This is a genomic window from Parabacteroides sp. 20_3 (assembly GCF_964238835.1).
GTDB lineage: Bacteria > Bacteroidota > Bacteroidia > Bacteroidales > Tannerellaceae > Parabacteroides > Parabacteroides distasonis.
In genome coordinates this window covers 1-16,192 of sequence record NZ_CAXSNO010000009.1, presented here as the reverse complement: position 1 = coordinate 16,192, position 16,192 = coordinate 1, and the positions used below count along the sequence as shown (strand labels likewise).

Sequence of the window (16,192 nt, the reverse complement as noted above, 5' to 3'; positions counted from 1 at the left end):
ACGTAGCTTTGCGATCAATCAAATAACACGTTAAATTCGACAGCATGAAAATCCTTGCGATACTCGCCGCCCTTTTCCTTTCAATAGGCTATGGCCACGCTCAGACATACGAGAAGTTTGTCGAGAAAAGTTTTGACTTCTTGGACAAGAACGACTTAGTCTCCGCCGAAGAGAGCCTACGAGCCGCCATGCGCCTCGAACCGGGCAACCCCAACAACTACGCCTTGCTCATGAATCTCGGGACGATACAGCGTAGACAAGGGAAACTGGAAGATGCCCTTCTCTCCTATACCGCCGCCCTAAGCCGCCATCCGAATAATGAGGCCATACTGGAAAATCGTGCCGGCTTATATACGGAAATGGGTGAGATAGAAAAAGCGACGAACGATTACAATGCCCTGTTAATCTTGAACCCCCATCATCAAGAGGCGTTATATTGCAGGGCAATGCTTCATTTACAACATAAGAACTATCTTTTGGCCGAGCAGGATTTCGATAAGATACTGGAAGTAAACGAGAAATCCGTGAAAGGACGTCTGGGACACGCGATTCTCGAAAAGCTACGGGGGAATTACGATGAGAGCGAACGCATCTTTAATTACTTGATCAGCGAGATGCCCCGTGAATGGATCTTATACGAGGGCCGTGCCGATCTATACTTCATGATGGGCAAGAACGCCCGGGCTATGGCCGATATCAATCGTGTTTTCGTGGAAAGTACCCCGACAGCCGCTTTATATGTATTGCGAGGCAAAGTAAAACTCGCCCAATATGAGAAGGCATCGGCCGCCTTAGACTTCAAGAAAGCTGAGGATATGGGATATGATAAAACGACTATCGACGAGTTGATGAAGATGGCTCGTTAAGGCTGTTTTTATACGTATAGTGGCATCGGCTCACGCGAGTAGTGGCGTAGGCCAATGCCACTACTCGCGTGAGCCGATGCCACTATACGTGCGAGCCTGCGCCACTACTGGTGCGAAATCGGCCTATTTATACTACTTTTCCGTGATATAATTGACAATCCAACTACCCACTTCTTTCGTTCCATATTTCGCTCCACCTTCCACTTGGATTTCCGGCGTACGGACATTCGCGTCGAGGGAAGCGTCTACGGCTTCACGGATCAAGGCTCCCTCTTCTTTGAGGTCGAAATACTCGAATAACATCGCTACTGAAAGAATTTGCGCCAAGGGGTTCGCGATATTCAGCCCTTTCGCCTGCGGCCAAGAGCCATGGATCGGCTCGAAAACCGGTGTGCTCTCTCCGGTAGAAGCGGAAGGCAGCAAGCCCATAGAGCCGCTGATGCAAGAACCCTCGTCCGTCAAGATATCACCAAACGTATTCTCGGTTACCATCACGTCGAAGAATTTCGGCTCTTGGATCATACGCATAGCGGCATTGTCCACATACATATAGTCTGTCGTTACTTCCGGATAGCTAGGAGCCATCTCTTGAGCGATCTGGCGCCATAGACGGGAAGAGGCAAGTACGTTCGCCTTGTCAACAACCGTCAGGTGCTTATTCCGTTTCATCGCATACTCGAAGCCCACTTTCAAGATACGCTCAATTTCCGGGCGGGTATACATATTCGTATCGTATGCCTTATCGTTGTCTTGATATTTCTCACCGAAATACATACCCCCGGTCAACTCACGGATACATAAGAAATCCGCGCCATCCACCAATTCGGCACGCAACGGCGATTTATGCAATAGGCATTTGAAGGTCTGCACCGGACGGATATTAGCGAACAGGCCCAACTTCTTACGCATCGCCAAAAGACCTTGCTCCGGGCGTACTTTCGCTGTCGGGTCATTATCAAACTTAGGATCGCCCACGGCCGAGAAAAGAACAGCGTCGGCATCCTTACAAATCCGATAGGTCTCCTCCGGGAAAGGATCATCTACCTTATCGATCGCGTCAGCGCCACAAAGGGCATACTCATAGTGAACCTCATGTCCAAATTTCTCACAAACGGCACTCATTACTTCCACGCCTTGCACGGAAATCTCTGGTCCGATCCCGTCTCCGGGAAGTACTGCTATATTCAGTTTCATCGTAAATGTTTGTTATTATTCTCTGTTAAAATGTACATACTTAGGCTCCGTGGGGAAATACGTGTCATCATCCCACAGGGTACTTGTAATCATCAAGTCGGCGCTATAACGGTTACAAGCGATAGGTACGTTATGAACACGGCACTGGCGAAGCAACATCTGGATGTCGGCCTCGTGCGGTTGCGGATTCAAGTCGTCTATCAAAAAGACCGCCAAATCGATCTCCTTACGGACAACCATAGCGGCAATCTCAGCATCGCCTCCCATCGGACCGGAATGCATGCAAGCAATATCCGCGTTCACCCCTTTTTCCTCGAGAGCTTTACGAACCAAATTTCCGGTCGTACCCGTACAAACAATATGGTGGTGAGACAAGAACTCAGCGTTATGTACCGCCCATTCTACCATTTCCGCCTTACGATTGTCGTGCGCTACAAGCGCGATAGTTAACTTTTTCATACCCTTTACCTTTTTAATTATTAATCCTCTATCTTGTTCAGCATCTTCAATGTCGCCTTGATCGCCGCCTCGGTCTGGTCAGCGTCCAGGCCACGAGTCTTGAAATCGACCCCGGCATAATTCCAGCTGATGACCGTCTGCACAAACGCATCCGTACGTCCTCCCGGCGGGATGGATACCGAATAGTTCGTCAACATCGGGAACGGGCGGTTCAAACGGGAATAAATCCGGCGTAGGGCACGAACGAAAGCGTCGTATTGGCCATCACCGGAAGCCGATTCCTCGTAAGCCTCGCCATTGATCTCGATCTTCAAGGTAGCCACCGGTTTCAGCCCTTGGGCCAAGGATAAGGAATAGTTCAAGATCCGGATTTTCTGATCCTCCAGCGCATTATCATGATGAAGCACATCGCTGATAATATAAGGAAGATCCTCCGGGGTAACCATTTCTTTCTTATCCCCTAACTCAATGATCCGTTCCGTAACCTTACGCATCGAACCCTCGTCCATGTCGATACCGAGCGCTTCCAGATTCTTGCGGATATTCGCTTTTCCGGAGGTCTTGCCCAAGGCGTACTCGCGAACCCGTCCGAAACGTTCAGGAAGCAAGTCGTTGCAATACAAGTTATTCTTGCTATCACCGTCTGCGTGAACACCGGCGCACTGCGTAAACACATGCTCTCCGATGATCGGCTTATTGGGCGGGATATGCACCCCGGAGTAGGTCTCAACCAAACGGCTAGCCTTGTTTATCTTTTCCTCCCTCAAGCTCGTCTCCTCTCCCAACTGGTCCTTGATAACGGCAAGTACGCTACTCAAAGGAGCGTTACCCGCACGCTCTCCCAAACCGTTCACGGTCGTATGGATTCCCTTGATACCCGCACGGATGGCGGAATATACATTCGCGACGGCAAGATCATAGTCGTTATGCGCATGGAAGTCAAACCGTAAATCAGGGTAACGGTCCACCATCATCTTGCAATACTCGTAGGTATTTCCGGGATTCAAGACTCCCAAGGTATCCGGGAGCATGAAACGGCGGATCGGAAGTCCTTTCAACGCATCGATTACCAAGAATACGTAATCCGGGGAATGCTTAATACCGTTCGACCAGTCCTCCAAATAGATATTCACGTCGATCTTCCGTTTCGCCGCTTCCAATACGACCGTACGAATATCGTCAACGTGTTGCTCGGGAGTCTTTCGAAGCTGTTCGGTGACATGCTTATAAGAGCCCTTGCAAAGCAAGTTCACGACACGGCAACCTGCGGATTCAATCCAGTCGAGAGAGACCGTACCATCCACGAAACCCAAGACCTCCAATTTGTCTAGGTTTCCGGAACGGGCGGCCCAAGCGGCTACACGCTTCACGGCCTCAAACTCTCCGTCCGACACACGGGCGGAGGCGATCTCCACCCGGTTCACGCCTAAGTCGCTCAGCAGCACTTGCGCTATGCTGAGCTTCTCGTGAGCGGCGAAGGAGACGCCCGAAGTTTGCTCCCCATCTCTGAGGGTTGTATCCATTATTTCTATCATAATCAGCGTGCTGCCTCGAAGGCTTCTATCTTTGATTTATTTGCCAGTAAATAGTCGATATCGTCCAATCCGTTGATCAGGCAATCCTTTTTATAGGCGTTGATCTCGAAATGCTCGCTTTTGCCCGTAGCCTTGTTCGTGATCGTTTGCTCCGGTAGATTTACCTCGACCTCAGTTTTCGGGTCCTTGTAAATCGAATCGAACAATTCAGCGAGGAACTCTTCAGTCACAACAACCGGCAGCACGAAGTTGTTCAACTCGTTGTTTTTATGGATATCGGCGAAGAAACTGGAGACCACGACACGGAAACCGTAATCGGCGATCGCCCAAGCCGCATGCTCACGGCTGGAACCGGAACCGAAGTTCTTTCCTGCTACCAATATCTTTCCGCTATACGTAGGATCGTTCAAGACGAATGATTCGATCTTATTACCTTCCTTATCATATCGCCAATCCCGGAATAAGTTCTCGCCGAACCCTTCCTTGGTAGTCGCTTTCAGAAAGCGGGCTGGGATAATCTGGTCGGTATCCACGTTCTCTAAAGGAAGAGGCACGCAAGTGCTTGTGATTATATTGAATTTTGTTTTCATCTTATGCTACTTTATTAGATTAGTCTTTACATCAGTTCTCTCGGGTCCGTGATCTTACCTGTCACAGCGGCGGCGGCGGCCACAAGCGGCCCCGCCAAGATGGTGCGAGCACCCGGTCCTTGGCGGCCCTCGAAATTACGGTTGGAAGTGGAGACCGCATATTTACCCGCCGGAACCTTATCCTCATTCATCGCCAGACAAGCGGAACATCCCGGTTGACGAAGGACGAAGCCGGCCTCGGCCAAAACCTTGTCGATCCCCTCGGCACGAATCTCCCGTTCTACCTGCCAACTGCCGGGAACCAGCCAAACCGTTACATCATCCGCTTTCTTCTTTCCTTTCACCAAAGAGGCGAAAGCACGGAAATCCTCGATACGGCCATTCGTACAGCTACCTAAAAAGACATAATCCACTTTCTTACCCAACATAGACTCGCCTGCCTTGAAGCCCATATAATCCAAAGACTTCTTATAAGAGATACGGCCTGCCTCGGGCACGCTTTCTAAGGAGGGGATATCTTTGCTGATACTCATACCCATGCCCGGGTTCGTTCCGTACGTAACCATCGGGTCGATATCCTCGGCGTGGAAAACGATCTCCTTATCGAACTTAGCGTCCGGATCACTATACAGCTGACGCCACTCGCTCACCTTCCGCTCCCATTCCTCGCCTCTCGGGGCAAACTCACGGTCTTTCAAATAATCGAAAGTAACATCATCCGGAGCGATCATACCGCCACGGGCACCCATCTCGATCGAAAGGTTACAGATCGTCAGACGTTCCTCCATGGTCGTATTACGAATCGCCTCGCCAGCGTACTCTACGAAATAGCCCGTAGCACCGCTGGTACTCATCTTACTAATAATGTATAAGGCAAAGTCCTTCGCCGTAACGCCCGGTTTACGTACACCATCGATCGTGATACGCATCGTTTTCGGCTTACGCTGCATGATACATTGGGTAGCCAAGGTCATCTCCACCTCGCTCGTACCGATACCGAAGGCGATAGCGCCCATGGCACCGTGCGTAGAAGTATGGGAGTCGCCACAAACGATCGTCATACCCGGCTGCGTCAAGCCTGTCTCCGGACCTACCACATGGATGATACCATTCTTCGGATGTTGAAGACCGTAATACGTCAAGCCAAAATACTTAGCGTTCTCTTCCAAGGTATCCACTTGATTCTTGGATATAGGGTCCTCGATAGGCTTATCTTGGTTCAATGTCGGGATATTGTGGTCCGGCATACAAGTGATTTGCGCGGGACGGAAGGGCTTCAATCCACGTGCACGTAATCCGGCGAAAGCCTGCGGGCTAGTCACCTCATGACAATACAGACGGTCGATATACAATTGTATGGTTCCGTCGGGCAACGTGTCCACCACGTGTTTGTCCCAGATTTTCTCAAATAATGTCTTGCTCATTGTCTTGTCTATTTTTAGTCTACTATAAACTTATTGATGGCGTCCACGAAAGCCTCCACGGAAGCGGCGATAATATCGGTATTCGCGGAGAACCCATAATAGGTAGCCCCGTTATACTCTACCTGCATATGCACCTTGCCCGTATCATCGCTACCTTTATTAATGGCTTGAATCAAGAATTCCTGAATCGTCATGTCACTATTACTAATGGCTTTTTTCACCGCCTTGATACCCGCGTCAACCGGACCGTTACCAGCCGCGGCCTCGTATTTTCTTACTCCCGACAAATTTAAACAAATACTTGCGACTGATTGTACTCCAACACCACTAGTTACCTGTAAATATTCCAATTTAATACGGTGTGTGGCCGTACGATCCTTTCCGACCAACATCAAAACATCATCATCATTAATATCTTTCTTACGATCGGCCAGTTTCAAGAACTCATCATACACCTTGTCCAATTTCTCCTGCTCCAGATCCACACCTAAAACATGCAGGCGATGCTTCAACGCCGCACGACCGCTACGAGCAGTCAATACGATCGCGTTATCATCGATACCCACATCCTTCGGATCGATGATCTCGTAGGTTTGCGCATTCTTCAAAACGCCATCTTGATGGATACCAGAGGAGTGAGCGAACGCGTTACGTCCGACAATAGCCTTATTCGGTTGTACCGGCATATTCATCAAGCTAGAAACCATACGGCTCGTACTATAGATCTTATTCGTCGTGATATTGGTGATGATATCACGTTCTTTATGGCTCTTGAAAACCATGGCGACTTCTTCCAATGACGTGTTACCCGCACGCTCACCGATGCCGTTTATGGTTACCTCCACCTGACGGGCTCCGTTCAACACGCCTTGTACGGTATTCGCGGTAGCCATGCCCAAGTCATTATGGCAATGGGTGGACAAGATCGCGTTATGTACGCCATCCACATGTTCCATCAGATACTTAATCTTCGCCCCGTACTCATCCGGCAAGCAATATCCTGTCGTATCCGGGATATTCACTACGGTAGCCCCGGCCTTGATCACGGCCTCCACGACACGGGCCAGATATTCATTATCCGTACGCCCGGCATCCTCACAGTAGAATTCTACGTCCTCCACGTACTTTTTAGCGTATTTCGTGGCGGCGATCGCACGCTCTATAATCTCCTCTCTCGTGGAGTTAAACTTGTATTTGATATGAGAATCAGAAGTGCCGATTCCGGTATGTATACGTCCCCGCTTAGCGAATCTCAACGCCTCGGCTGCCACGTCGATATCTTTCTCCACCGCACGGGTCAAGGCACAGATGGTCGGCCAAGTCACGGCCTTTGAAATCTCAACCACACTCTTAAAATCCCCGGGACTGGAGACAGGGAAACCAGCCTCGATCACATCAACACCTAGCTGTTCCAATGCCTTAGCTACTTGAATCTTTTCCACTGTATTCAACTGGCATCCCGGAACCTGTTCACCATCACGTAAGGTGGTGTCGAAAATAAATAATCTGTCTGACATAATCTTATATTCTTAATTTACTAATATCCTATACTAACTAAAAAAGCCTCTCTCACAAGGAAGTGAGAAAGGCTCTTTCATCTATCGTAATGCTCGCAAAGCATACAGTCTCACTTCCTATCCCGTTCCCAGAGTAGAATAATGTTTAGAGAAATAATGAGACTATTTTGCAAGTTGCGTGTCATTGTTCTTGTCTTTATTGTTTTTGTTTGAATGTTGCAAAGATACGGCCTTTTTCGAGACCAGCAAATATAATCCGAAGTTTTTTACTTATTATTTATTATAAACCGTAAGCCAAACGATCGTATACCTTACGAAATAACACTGCCCATCGTAAGGTTGTTACGATGGGCAGTATAAGATGTTTACAATGCCCATCATAAGCACCTTACGATGGGCATTGGCAGAATCAGCGAACCACGACTTTCCGTACGAACGAATCGCCGAAGGCCTCGCAGCGGACGAAGTAGACTCCGGCATGCCCTACCGGGATCTCAGCCTTGCCAAGAATCGAACCTTCGTAAAGAACGATGCCGGACACATCGACTACCTTCAAGGCTACCTGCTGAGGCATATTCACGAAGATAGATTGATTGGCCGTATACAGGCTCATGCCTTCCTCGATGGACTCGATGCCGGTTGGCGTATCCGGTTGATCCGGTTTATCCGGGTTCTCCGGATCTACGGGGTCTACAGGGGTGACCGGTGTTTCCGGATCCGTGGAAGGAGAGGAGGTAGCGGAAACAACCTTCACCTCTATCTTGCTACTAACCGGCTTATAATTCGGATCGGTCGGCGTAAAAGCAACCTCTTGCTGACCGGTGGACGTAGGCGCTGTTTCCGGTTTGCTCCAAGCGAATGTTCCGGCAACGATACCCGCATGCCCGCCTTGTAAAACAGACTCGGATAGTTTTTGGCCGGACAAGATACCGGAAGCCGCAGGCCATGTAACCTTCGATTCTGCTAGTTCAGCTTGCTCTATCGTATAACGCAATCCTTTTTCCGTCTTATATTCATTATACTCCGCATCAGCCGGACGGTAAATACGTACATAATAATCACCCGCATTCTTCAAGACAGCCGGTTGCGTGCAGGCCTCATCAAAGAAGAACGTGATCTGGCAAGCCTCGTTGCCCGTACCTGTCACGGATACGGTTTGCGCTGCACCATTATATACGGAAGAGGTTTGGGCTAACTTGAACTCTAGATTATCCTTGCCGACAAATACAGGTTCAACACCACTAACACCTTTCTCTACCACATATTCTCTTTGAGGATTGGTATCGCCGTTATCTTTCCAATGGGAGAATTTATAGCCTTTAAGAGGCACGGCCTCCAACATCACCTCTATACCTGCCGGAATAGAGACCTTTCCATCTGTCTCAGGATATGACATACCGCCATTGGTGACATGCACGTAGCCTTTCGGCTCTTCCGCTGAACGCCAGATGGACGTGCCAAAGGATAATTCTACCGGGGCATTTGTAGAATAATAGTAAACCGTGCCTTCGTAATTCTTCTTAGCCACATCACTCTTAGGCTTAATCACGTATTTTGTCACGCCGGAAACATTATAAGTAGGATCGACATTAATACTCACCTCAGTACCTTCTGCTGGACGGGTTGTCGGGTTTCCATTACCCTCGGGTGCTTTCATTACCGCAATCTTAGACTTCTTAATTGTCAAGCCTACTTCCCCTTCATTCGGATGCTCTGGGTCCGGATACTTCTCATAAAATTCCTCATATAAACCATCTTCAGCACGCCTCAACACGACCGTATACTTGCCAGCATCAATAGCTTTCCCAACTTCTTTATTATCCGAGGCTATATACGATACATTGAATGAGAAGCCCGCATAGGTCTGCGAAGCAAATGGTATGAAGGGGCGGGATACGCCACTATAGTAGTATTCTTGATACGGACAAAAGATGTATTCCCTCTTGATCGGCACCAGATGGTCGAATACGGCTGTCACGGTCAAGTCGCCAGTTACGGTCAAAACATCATTTTGAGATATTTCCTTACCGTTCGCCAAGATGGAAAGCAGTCTCGCTCCGTTCTTTTCGATACCGGTTATACGCACTTCCGTGCCATAAAACTGCTCACCGGATTTATCTAAGGTAATCTTTCCGGTGGTAGTCTCATTCGGATTGCTGCTTACGGCAGAAGCTACTACATTATATGGCTTCGGACCGAAAGTAGCTGAAGCCGTAACATCGCCTGTCACGGTCCACAAGTTCGTCGTAGTAGAACCGGTCACGCCTGATAAGGTGACACCACTGCCACCCAAGCTATATCCGGCATCTGGAAGATCAACCACACGCACCTTATCACCAATTGGAACTGTTGAGCCGGAAGCAATCAAACTGCCATTTTCCTTATATAATAAGATAGAACCGTTCGCCACATCTTTGATGGTGACAAGTGCCCCCGCTTTTTGCCCAAATTCGGCTTTGACCGTCAAATCCCCTGTTAGCGTCACCTTATTACCCTTTAGCGAGTCTCCGTTTATAGTCAATGATTCCAACTGGGAGTTCACGTCCGGGGTAGCCACGATTTGCAAGACCGTACCTTGTCGCAGGGAAGCTCCAGACGCAATCTCCGCATCTTCCGCCTTAACAGAGAGACTGCCGTTGCCTGCCGTCTCGATCGATACCGTATGCATGATCGGGGAGAAGTTCGCCGTATAGGTCTTATTATTATCCGCCTTAACAGAGATGGAATCATTCGCCGGCAAGGTCTCGCTCGCGCCCGTTACCGACCAACTCTCGAACTTATAATTGGGCAGAGGCAGGGCTACCAAGGAGATCTCTTGACCCTTCACGTACACGTCATCCTCGGTCTTGCCCAATACGTTTACGGTACCTCCTGTTGTCCCTGTAGCGGTGACTAGATACGTAGGGGTTACCTCAACCTCCACGGACACCTCCGCTGTATTGTAATAAGAAGAGTTATCCGGATAGAAAGTGACGGAACAGCTTTGCTTCCCGGCCGGCATTACCGCATTCCCGTTCGTCCAAACGAAGGTACCGGCAATCGTATATCCATCTTCATCCTTTACGCTACCACCGGACAGTAAAGAGGTTGAAAGCAATTGCCCCTCCTTGATACCTGTCGCTTGCGGCTTCGTGATTTTACGTGCGTCAATAGCGATCTTGCTCGTCAGACTCATGACATAGACCTCCTCGAACTCAGCGTAGTCAGTGTCACCCGCATAGGATAGCTTGACATACAGGATACCCTCTTTCTTGCGGTCCGCATCGGATGCGGGTTTCGTGCAATCCGCATCCGTAAAGTAAGCCTCCTTAAGGGTCTTGTTAGCAGGAATGACCGTATAACCCAATTTTGCAGGTGACACAGGGTTGGCCTTTTGCTCCAAGCCCGACACGTTCACCACCAGATGTTTCAGCTCCTTATGCACCGTAAGGGCCACCCCGCTCAAGTCCGTCACCGGCTGTCCATTGGAGGCCTTGTTGGACAGGAGTCCGTTCTTCGCCGTAAACGTCCCTCCCTCAAAAGAGGCCGTCAGGACTACCGGGATACGGAGCACGTTGCCTTCCGGGGCTTTCATCTCGTTGTTTCCCGCGCTATACACCACGCAGCGGAAGCTTCCATCGGTGCGCTTGCTCCACGTAAGCGCATGATCAACGGCCAACTCGCCGAGGATCGGAGTTCCATCCAGCAAGATACCTTCGGGTAGGGTGAAATCCACCTGGAAGGAGGAGAAACTAAAGGTGTTATTATCGGATACTTCGAGCGTGAGCGTATCCTTGCTGCCAGCGGCGTTCAGGTTCGTCTTCGCCAATTTCCACTGGGCGGCGGTAGCCGTTCCCGCCGATAACAGCAGGAAGAGGGCTACGAATAATTGTTTTATATGATTCACTTTCATAATTTACTTACAGATAAAGATGTTAGTATTACTTGCCTTCACACCATGGCCTGTCTTCGCCGTCAAGCGGTAGTAGTAAACGCCCGCCGGTAAGGTTAGCGTGGCCGAATATTGGTTATCGCCCACCTCGCCGGGCAGACCGTTCAATACCGCGGCCAAAGCGCCATTCGCAGAGAATACGTGGATCGTCACGGATTCGGCCGCCTCCGTCAACTGATAACGGAAGGTCGTGCTGCCACGGAACGGGTTCGGATAGTTGGACACGGCTGCCAATTGGCTGATCGCCTCGATCGGGGCGTTGGAAGTCACGATCGCATCGCCACCGGACCTCAAGCTGTTGGCCTTCGCGTCGGAGAAGGAGGCCCCTACCAAGGTAACGCCCGCCGGCATACGCAGGATACGGCTCTTGCCCGAAGGAATCGTGCGGCCATCCAAGCTATAAGCTATCACACGCAAGGTATCCCCGTTCAAGCTGGAAGCCTGCAGGAACTTGGCGGCATCGCCCAGCAACGGGATCTCGTCAATGGCTCCCACCAACTCCAGATAGATACCGGCTACCGGTACTTGGCTATTCATCGTCAAGAAGTTATCAGCGTCGAGCTCCATTTGTACGGGAACCTCGGCCTCAGAACGCAGTGCACTGGCCTTGGTAACCGGCTTGCCGTGGATGAGGTTGACGATACCGATTACGTCAGCGATCTCTACATTATTATTATAGTTCACATCCGCCTCGGCAAAACCGAAGTTGGGGATCATGTTATCCTTGTCCCGCAAGATGTAGCTTACGGTAGCGGTCACGTCTTGTACGTTTACCAGCATGTCGAGGTTCGCATCGCCATCGCAGGTGTAAACCCACGCATCGTACTGAACCGTCCAGCCGGGGAATAATGGATTGGTTACAAGACCAGCAATTTGATAATTCGGGGTCAAGTCTTCGGTAATCGTATAGCGGCTGTCCGTATGGTCGATCGTATCGCCGTCGAATACCCAAGTAAAGCGAGAGGCGGATGTACCTACCATCTTTTGTGAGGAAAGATCGATTGTCTCCCCATAAGCCACGAAACCTCCCGGACGAACCTCACCTACCGGCAACCTAACAACACCGAAGGCAGCCTCCAATTGCCGCGGGTTCTCCACGTTAGCGAACTCCAAGCACGAACCATCGGCATTGAAAGACATCAAGGCCGAGAAGTCCGCCAAATCGATCCGGGTAGTGGGTATAGGCAAGCCATATGCGGTTAATTGAGCGGCAAGGCCCGAAGCCGAAGCGCTGTTCTCTACCCCGTCAAGCATCGTCCAATTCAAGAACAACTCCTTCAAGTTTTTGTTCTTAGACAAGTCGAGAGCCGTCAAGTCCGTACTAGACACATCCAGATACTCCAGCGATGGATACTCGGATACGATCAAAGATTTCAAAGAATAGTTTCCACCCAGCATCAAAGAACGCAATACCGTATTGTTCTTCGGCAAGGTCAGTTCCTCCACCCTATTGCCTGTCAACGACAAGATCTCCAGCTTATCCAAGGCAGCGAGATCTACCTTCTTCGTAAAGCTTTCGCCCATCTCATACATATATAAATGGATCAAACGCCGCGGGTTCTCGTCGTTCCAAACGGCTTGTGCGTTCGAAGAGTTCTCGTCCGTCTGCCATGCACCGCTGCTCCACCACTCGCTCAATGCCTTGTTGTTGGAAGCGTCTACGATACGTGCCAAGGTAGCCACGTCACTCTCGGCGAATACTTGGGGAACGGTGGTTTCCACATGGATGCGTGAGGTCTCGATCTGCCAGCCGTCACGTACATTAATCTCCGAGATCTTACAGAACTTCGGGTTCATCAGCTTACAATAGTAGTCTCCATACTTTTCCTCCTTGCTGTCCAGCACGAATACGCCCGGACGGTTTGGCACCGGCTTCAATGCCTCTTTCTCCTCTGTCCTATATTTGGCGTTTACCCATAGGAATACGGTCTCTATGCCATCGATCACGGCCTCCGAGGAGAGATCGATCGTATCGCCGTTCTCGAACCAGTATGGATCTCCCGGATGAGAGGGGGAAGTAAGCGTTATGTGCCCCAAACCGTTATAATTTATCTGCCGGTAGTTCTTCACCGTAGAATATCTCAAAAGAGATCCATCCGCATTCAAGTTACTCAAGTTCGGGTACTGAGCCAGATCGAGACTCTCCACGTATCCCGGCAATCCCAACGACTCCAGATTCTTTCCCACTTGTGCGGAAGGAAGCTCATACTCCGTATTTTGCAGATATAGATGACGGATAAACGCCGGCAGGTTCTTTACCAGATCCGCGAACTGTTCTGTATGCGGCAAGGCCAAATAGGTCAAGCTCGTAGCCTTATCGAAACCTTGCAACTTCAAGTTCGGGCAGTACTCGATCTCCAGACGGCTCAATTGCTTGAAGGATGAGATATCCAGCGAAGCCAAGGGCGAATGCTCAAGGTAAAGCTCCGTCAGCTTCGAACAACCGGTAAGGTTCAGTGTCGCCAGCTTCGTATCTTGGTACCGTCCCTCCAACGTGCGATTCGTACCGAATCTAAAATATCGCAGTTCCGGACATTTGGATAGGTCAATAGAAGACAGATTCTTACTATATATATGCAAGTGCTCCAGCTTCGTGTTCTTCGATACATCCAGTTTCGAGATATTCATGTGATTCTCGCACTCGAAATGCCTCAACTCGGTGAAAGCGCTTAGGTCTAATTGAGAGATCGTATCCGTAGAGTTCCACTCGAACCAGATATATAAATGTGTCAACCGGCCTACCTCACCCGTGCTCCAGTCCGTGCGGATATTGTCTTGATAAGAGTTCCAATTCTCGCGCTCCCAGCCCTTGCTATCCACGAACTCCTTCAATTGGGTGATATTCGGGTTATCGGCAGCCAACTTCTTCAATCCGGCGATGTCCGCAGGGGAGTAGTCTGCAGAGCCACGAGCAACCTTGATCCTTGGTGTCTCCATACACCAATCTCTGTAATTATTGTTTGTGATCTCGCACTTATAATATTCGCCCGGCTTTCCTTCAAATATGAAAGCACCGTCCTTGCCAGATACCGCCTGCATAGTCGCTTTCGTCCGTTTACCAGTAGCCCGATCAATAAGGTACCATTGATATACCGATTTCACGCCACCCACCGTAGCGTAAGCGGATAGATCGATCTCCGTGCCTGCTGCGGCGTAAGCGTTATTGCCATCTACCGGAGTACCGGCCATGATCGTAGTATAACCATTCATCCAGAAATTCTCCGGTAACGAGTTCGGGAGCTTCACCGTAAACCAAGTAAGCGAATCATTACCATACAAACTCAAGCTCCGAAGTTTTGTCAAAGTGGACAAATCCAAGGATTTCAACCGGGTATTCTGCAAGTCCAACTGCTCTAACCCGGACAACGCCGATACATCCATGGTAGTGACCGTCTGTGTCCTACCATCATCGATGAAGAAGCTTTTCACCCGGCTCGTGGACTCGGTGTTCCATGTCACGCCCACGTTGTAGCCATCGTTCGATCCCCTGTCTTTCAAGTAATCCTTGTTGGAGATGAAGTTCTGCAAGTCCGAGTTCAGCGGATTGGCCTCGGCGATCGCTTTCAAAGCGGCTATATCGTCCTGTGAGTTATTGGCCGGAAAAACGAACGGTGCTTGGCCGCCATATACTATCCTATTGCCGTCCGCATCACAAATATCCACTTGAACCGTTCCGTTCCATTCCTCCGTGGCGTGAGCCATCAACGTGAATTGCGTAGCGGAGAAGGAAGGGATATCTAATACGTATATGGGCTCATTATATAGACCTGTCTCTTTACTTAGGTTCTGCCCGGAAAGGGTCAAGCCTTCAGAAGGGCCATTCAGATAAATCTTCATCTTAGCGTGTTGCCCCTGCAGGAAACCCGCCTTCGTCACGTTGATCGCAAAAGGGATATCCTCGTTCAGATCGCCGGATGTACGCGACAACTCCCCCATAGCAGGAGCCTTATCACTCAGCATAAACCGTATCGTCTGCCCGGTAGAGGCCAAAGCAGCCGTGCTTATGTCTTGCGAGCTGTACACTTTCACGGTATAGCCAGCCTCGCACCCCTTCGAGCTATTCATTTGCAGACGAAGCCCAACGCTATATCCATAGTCCGTCAACTTCTCGTCTGGTATCCAAAAGCCGCCATTGTCTAACGTTTGCGCCGGCTCAGAATCCTCAAAGCGGAACTCTACCCCGTCCGGATTAGCGGTGTTCACCAGCTGTACACGTATAGCCATGCCTTTCGTGAAGTTCTCGATATTGAAATTTAAGCTCCAAGTAGCCACCGGATTCCACTCGTAGATAAAGCAATAAGCTACAGGATCCAGAGTACTGGTAAACCGTACCTCCCCTTCCGCCTGGCTCTGCGGAGCCCCGGGTGTCATCCCCGCCAGGCTCGCCGACCCGGCCATACCCCAAGCCAGTCCATGCCCCGGCCATGCGGCGCATAAACACAAGACCATCGCGATGAGCGACAACCTCATACTAATTCCTCGTAAAATTGTTTTCATAAGCAATAAATTTATAAATAGGTGTTTTGTATTCATAATACGTATCGGTATCTCTCACCATTCCCGACTTAGCGTGTCGTATTCGTAGGATGGCCTTTTTCCCATGCGCCGAGCGCAAACACGCCGGGGGGGGGGGGGGGGGGGGGGGGGGGGGGGGGGGGGGGGGGGGGGGGGGGGGG

At 50.0% G+C, this 16,192-nt stretch carries 9 protein-coding genes; 1 reads left to right on the top strand and 8 read right to left on the bottom strand.

Annotated features, from left to right (window positions below):
- Positions 1 to 44: 44 nt before the first annotated feature.
- A complete protein-coding gene (locus tag ACESPU_RS17305) occupies positions 45 to 866 on the top strand; it encodes a tetratricopeptide repeat protein (RefSeq protein ID WP_008780061.1) in 822 nt (273 codons plus the stop codon).
- 132 nt (positions 867 to 998) lie between these two features.
- Here ACESPU_RS17305 and leuB read toward each other — a convergent pair whose 3' ends face one another.
- The 8 genes from leuB to ACESPU_RS17265 all read right to left on the bottom strand — a co-directional run bounded on the left by leuB (position 999) and on the right by ACESPU_RS17265 (position 16,013).
- Positions 999 to 2,060 carry a 3-isopropylmalate dehydrogenase gene (gene leuB, locus ACESPU_RS17300; protein ID WP_122114769.1) on the bottom strand — a complete coding sequence of 354 codons (1,062 nt, stop codon included), beginning with the start codon at positions 2,058 to 2,060 and terminating at the stop codon, positions 999 to 1,001.
- Between the two features lie 15 nt (positions 2,061 to 2,075).
- Positions 2,076 to 2,519 (bottom strand): methylglyoxal synthase, encoded by a 444-nt coding sequence (locus tag ACESPU_RS17295; RefSeq protein WP_005854477.1) that lies wholly within the window; start codon positions 2,517 to 2,519, stop codon positions 2,076 to 2,078.
- Between the two features lie 20 nt (positions 2,520 to 2,539).
- Positions 2,540 to 4,054, bottom strand: coding sequence for an alpha-isopropylmalate synthase regulatory domain-containing protein (locus ACESPU_RS17290; protein ID WP_057326665.1), 1,515 nt, complete (start codon positions 4,052 to 4,054; stop codon positions 2,540 to 2,542).
- A 2-nt stretch (positions 4,055 to 4,056) separates the two neighbouring features.
- The gene (leuD, locus tag ACESPU_RS17285; RefSeq protein ID WP_005854475.1) at positions 4,057 to 4,644 is read right to left on the bottom strand and encodes a 3-isopropylmalate dehydratase small subunit; all 588 of its coding nucleotides are present in this window, start codon (positions 4,642 to 4,644) and stop codon (positions 4,057 to 4,059) included.
- A 26-nt stretch (positions 4,645 to 4,670) separates the two neighbouring features.
- A complete protein-coding gene (gene leuC, locus ACESPU_RS17280) occupies positions 4,671 to 6,068 on the bottom strand; it encodes a 3-isopropylmalate dehydratase large subunit (protein WP_005864399.1) in 1,398 nt (465 codons plus the stop codon).
- A gap of 14 nt (positions 6,069 to 6,082) precedes the next feature.
- The gene (locus ACESPU_RS17275; protein WP_022192773.1) at positions 6,083 to 7,585 is read right to left on the bottom strand and encodes a 2-isopropylmalate synthase; all 1,503 of its coding nucleotides are present in this window, start codon (positions 7,583 to 7,585) and stop codon (positions 6,083 to 6,085) included.
- Positions 7,586 to 7,994: 409 nt separating this feature from the next.
- Positions 7,995 to 11,477, bottom strand: a complete 3,483-nt coding sequence (locus tag ACESPU_RS17270) for a hypothetical protein (RefSeq protein WP_373133566.1) — start codon at positions 11,475 to 11,477, stop codon at positions 7,995 to 7,997.
- Between the two features lie 3 nt (positions 11,478 to 11,480).
- Positions 11,481 to 16,013 carry a T9SS type A sorting domain-containing protein gene (locus tag ACESPU_RS17265; protein ID WP_373133564.1) on the bottom strand — a complete coding sequence of 1,511 codons (4,533 nt, stop codon included), beginning with the start codon at positions 16,011 to 16,013 and terminating at the stop codon, positions 11,481 to 11,483.
- Positions 16,014 to 16,192 lie beyond the last annotated feature (179 nt).

Coding starts and splice junctions, on each gene's coding strand:
- ACESPU_RS17305 (WP_008780061.1), top strand. CDS start 45: ATGAAAATCCTTGCGATACTCGCCGCCCTTTTCCTTTCAATAGGCTAT.
- leuB (WP_122114769.1), bottom strand. CDS start 2,060: ATGAAACTGAATATAGCAGTACTTCCCGGAGACGGGATCGGACCAGAG.
- ACESPU_RS17295 (WP_005854477.1), bottom strand. CDS start 2,519: ATGAAAAAGTTAACTATCGCGCTTGTAGCGCACGACAATCGTAAGGCG.
- ACESPU_RS17290 (WP_057326665.1), bottom strand. CDS start 4,054: ATGATAGAAATAATGGATACAACCCTCAGAGATGGGGAGCAAACTTCG.
- leuD (WP_005854475.1), bottom strand. CDS start 4,644: ATGAAAACAAAATTCAATATAATCACAAGCACTTGCGTGCCTCTTCCT.
- leuC (WP_005864399.1), bottom strand. CDS start 6,068: ATGAGCAAGACATTATTTGAGAAAATCTGGGACAAACACGTGGTGGAC.
- ACESPU_RS17275 (WP_022192773.1), bottom strand. CDS start 7,585: ATGTCAGACAGATTATTTATTTTCGACACCACCTTACGTGATGGTGAA.
- ACESPU_RS17270 (WP_373133566.1), bottom strand. CDS start 11,477: ATGAAAGTGAATCATATAAAACAATTATTCGTAGCCCTCTTCCTGCTG.
- ACESPU_RS17265 (WP_373133564.1), bottom strand. CDS start 16,013: ATGAAAACAATTTTACGAGGAATTAGTATGAGGTTGTCGCTCATCGCG.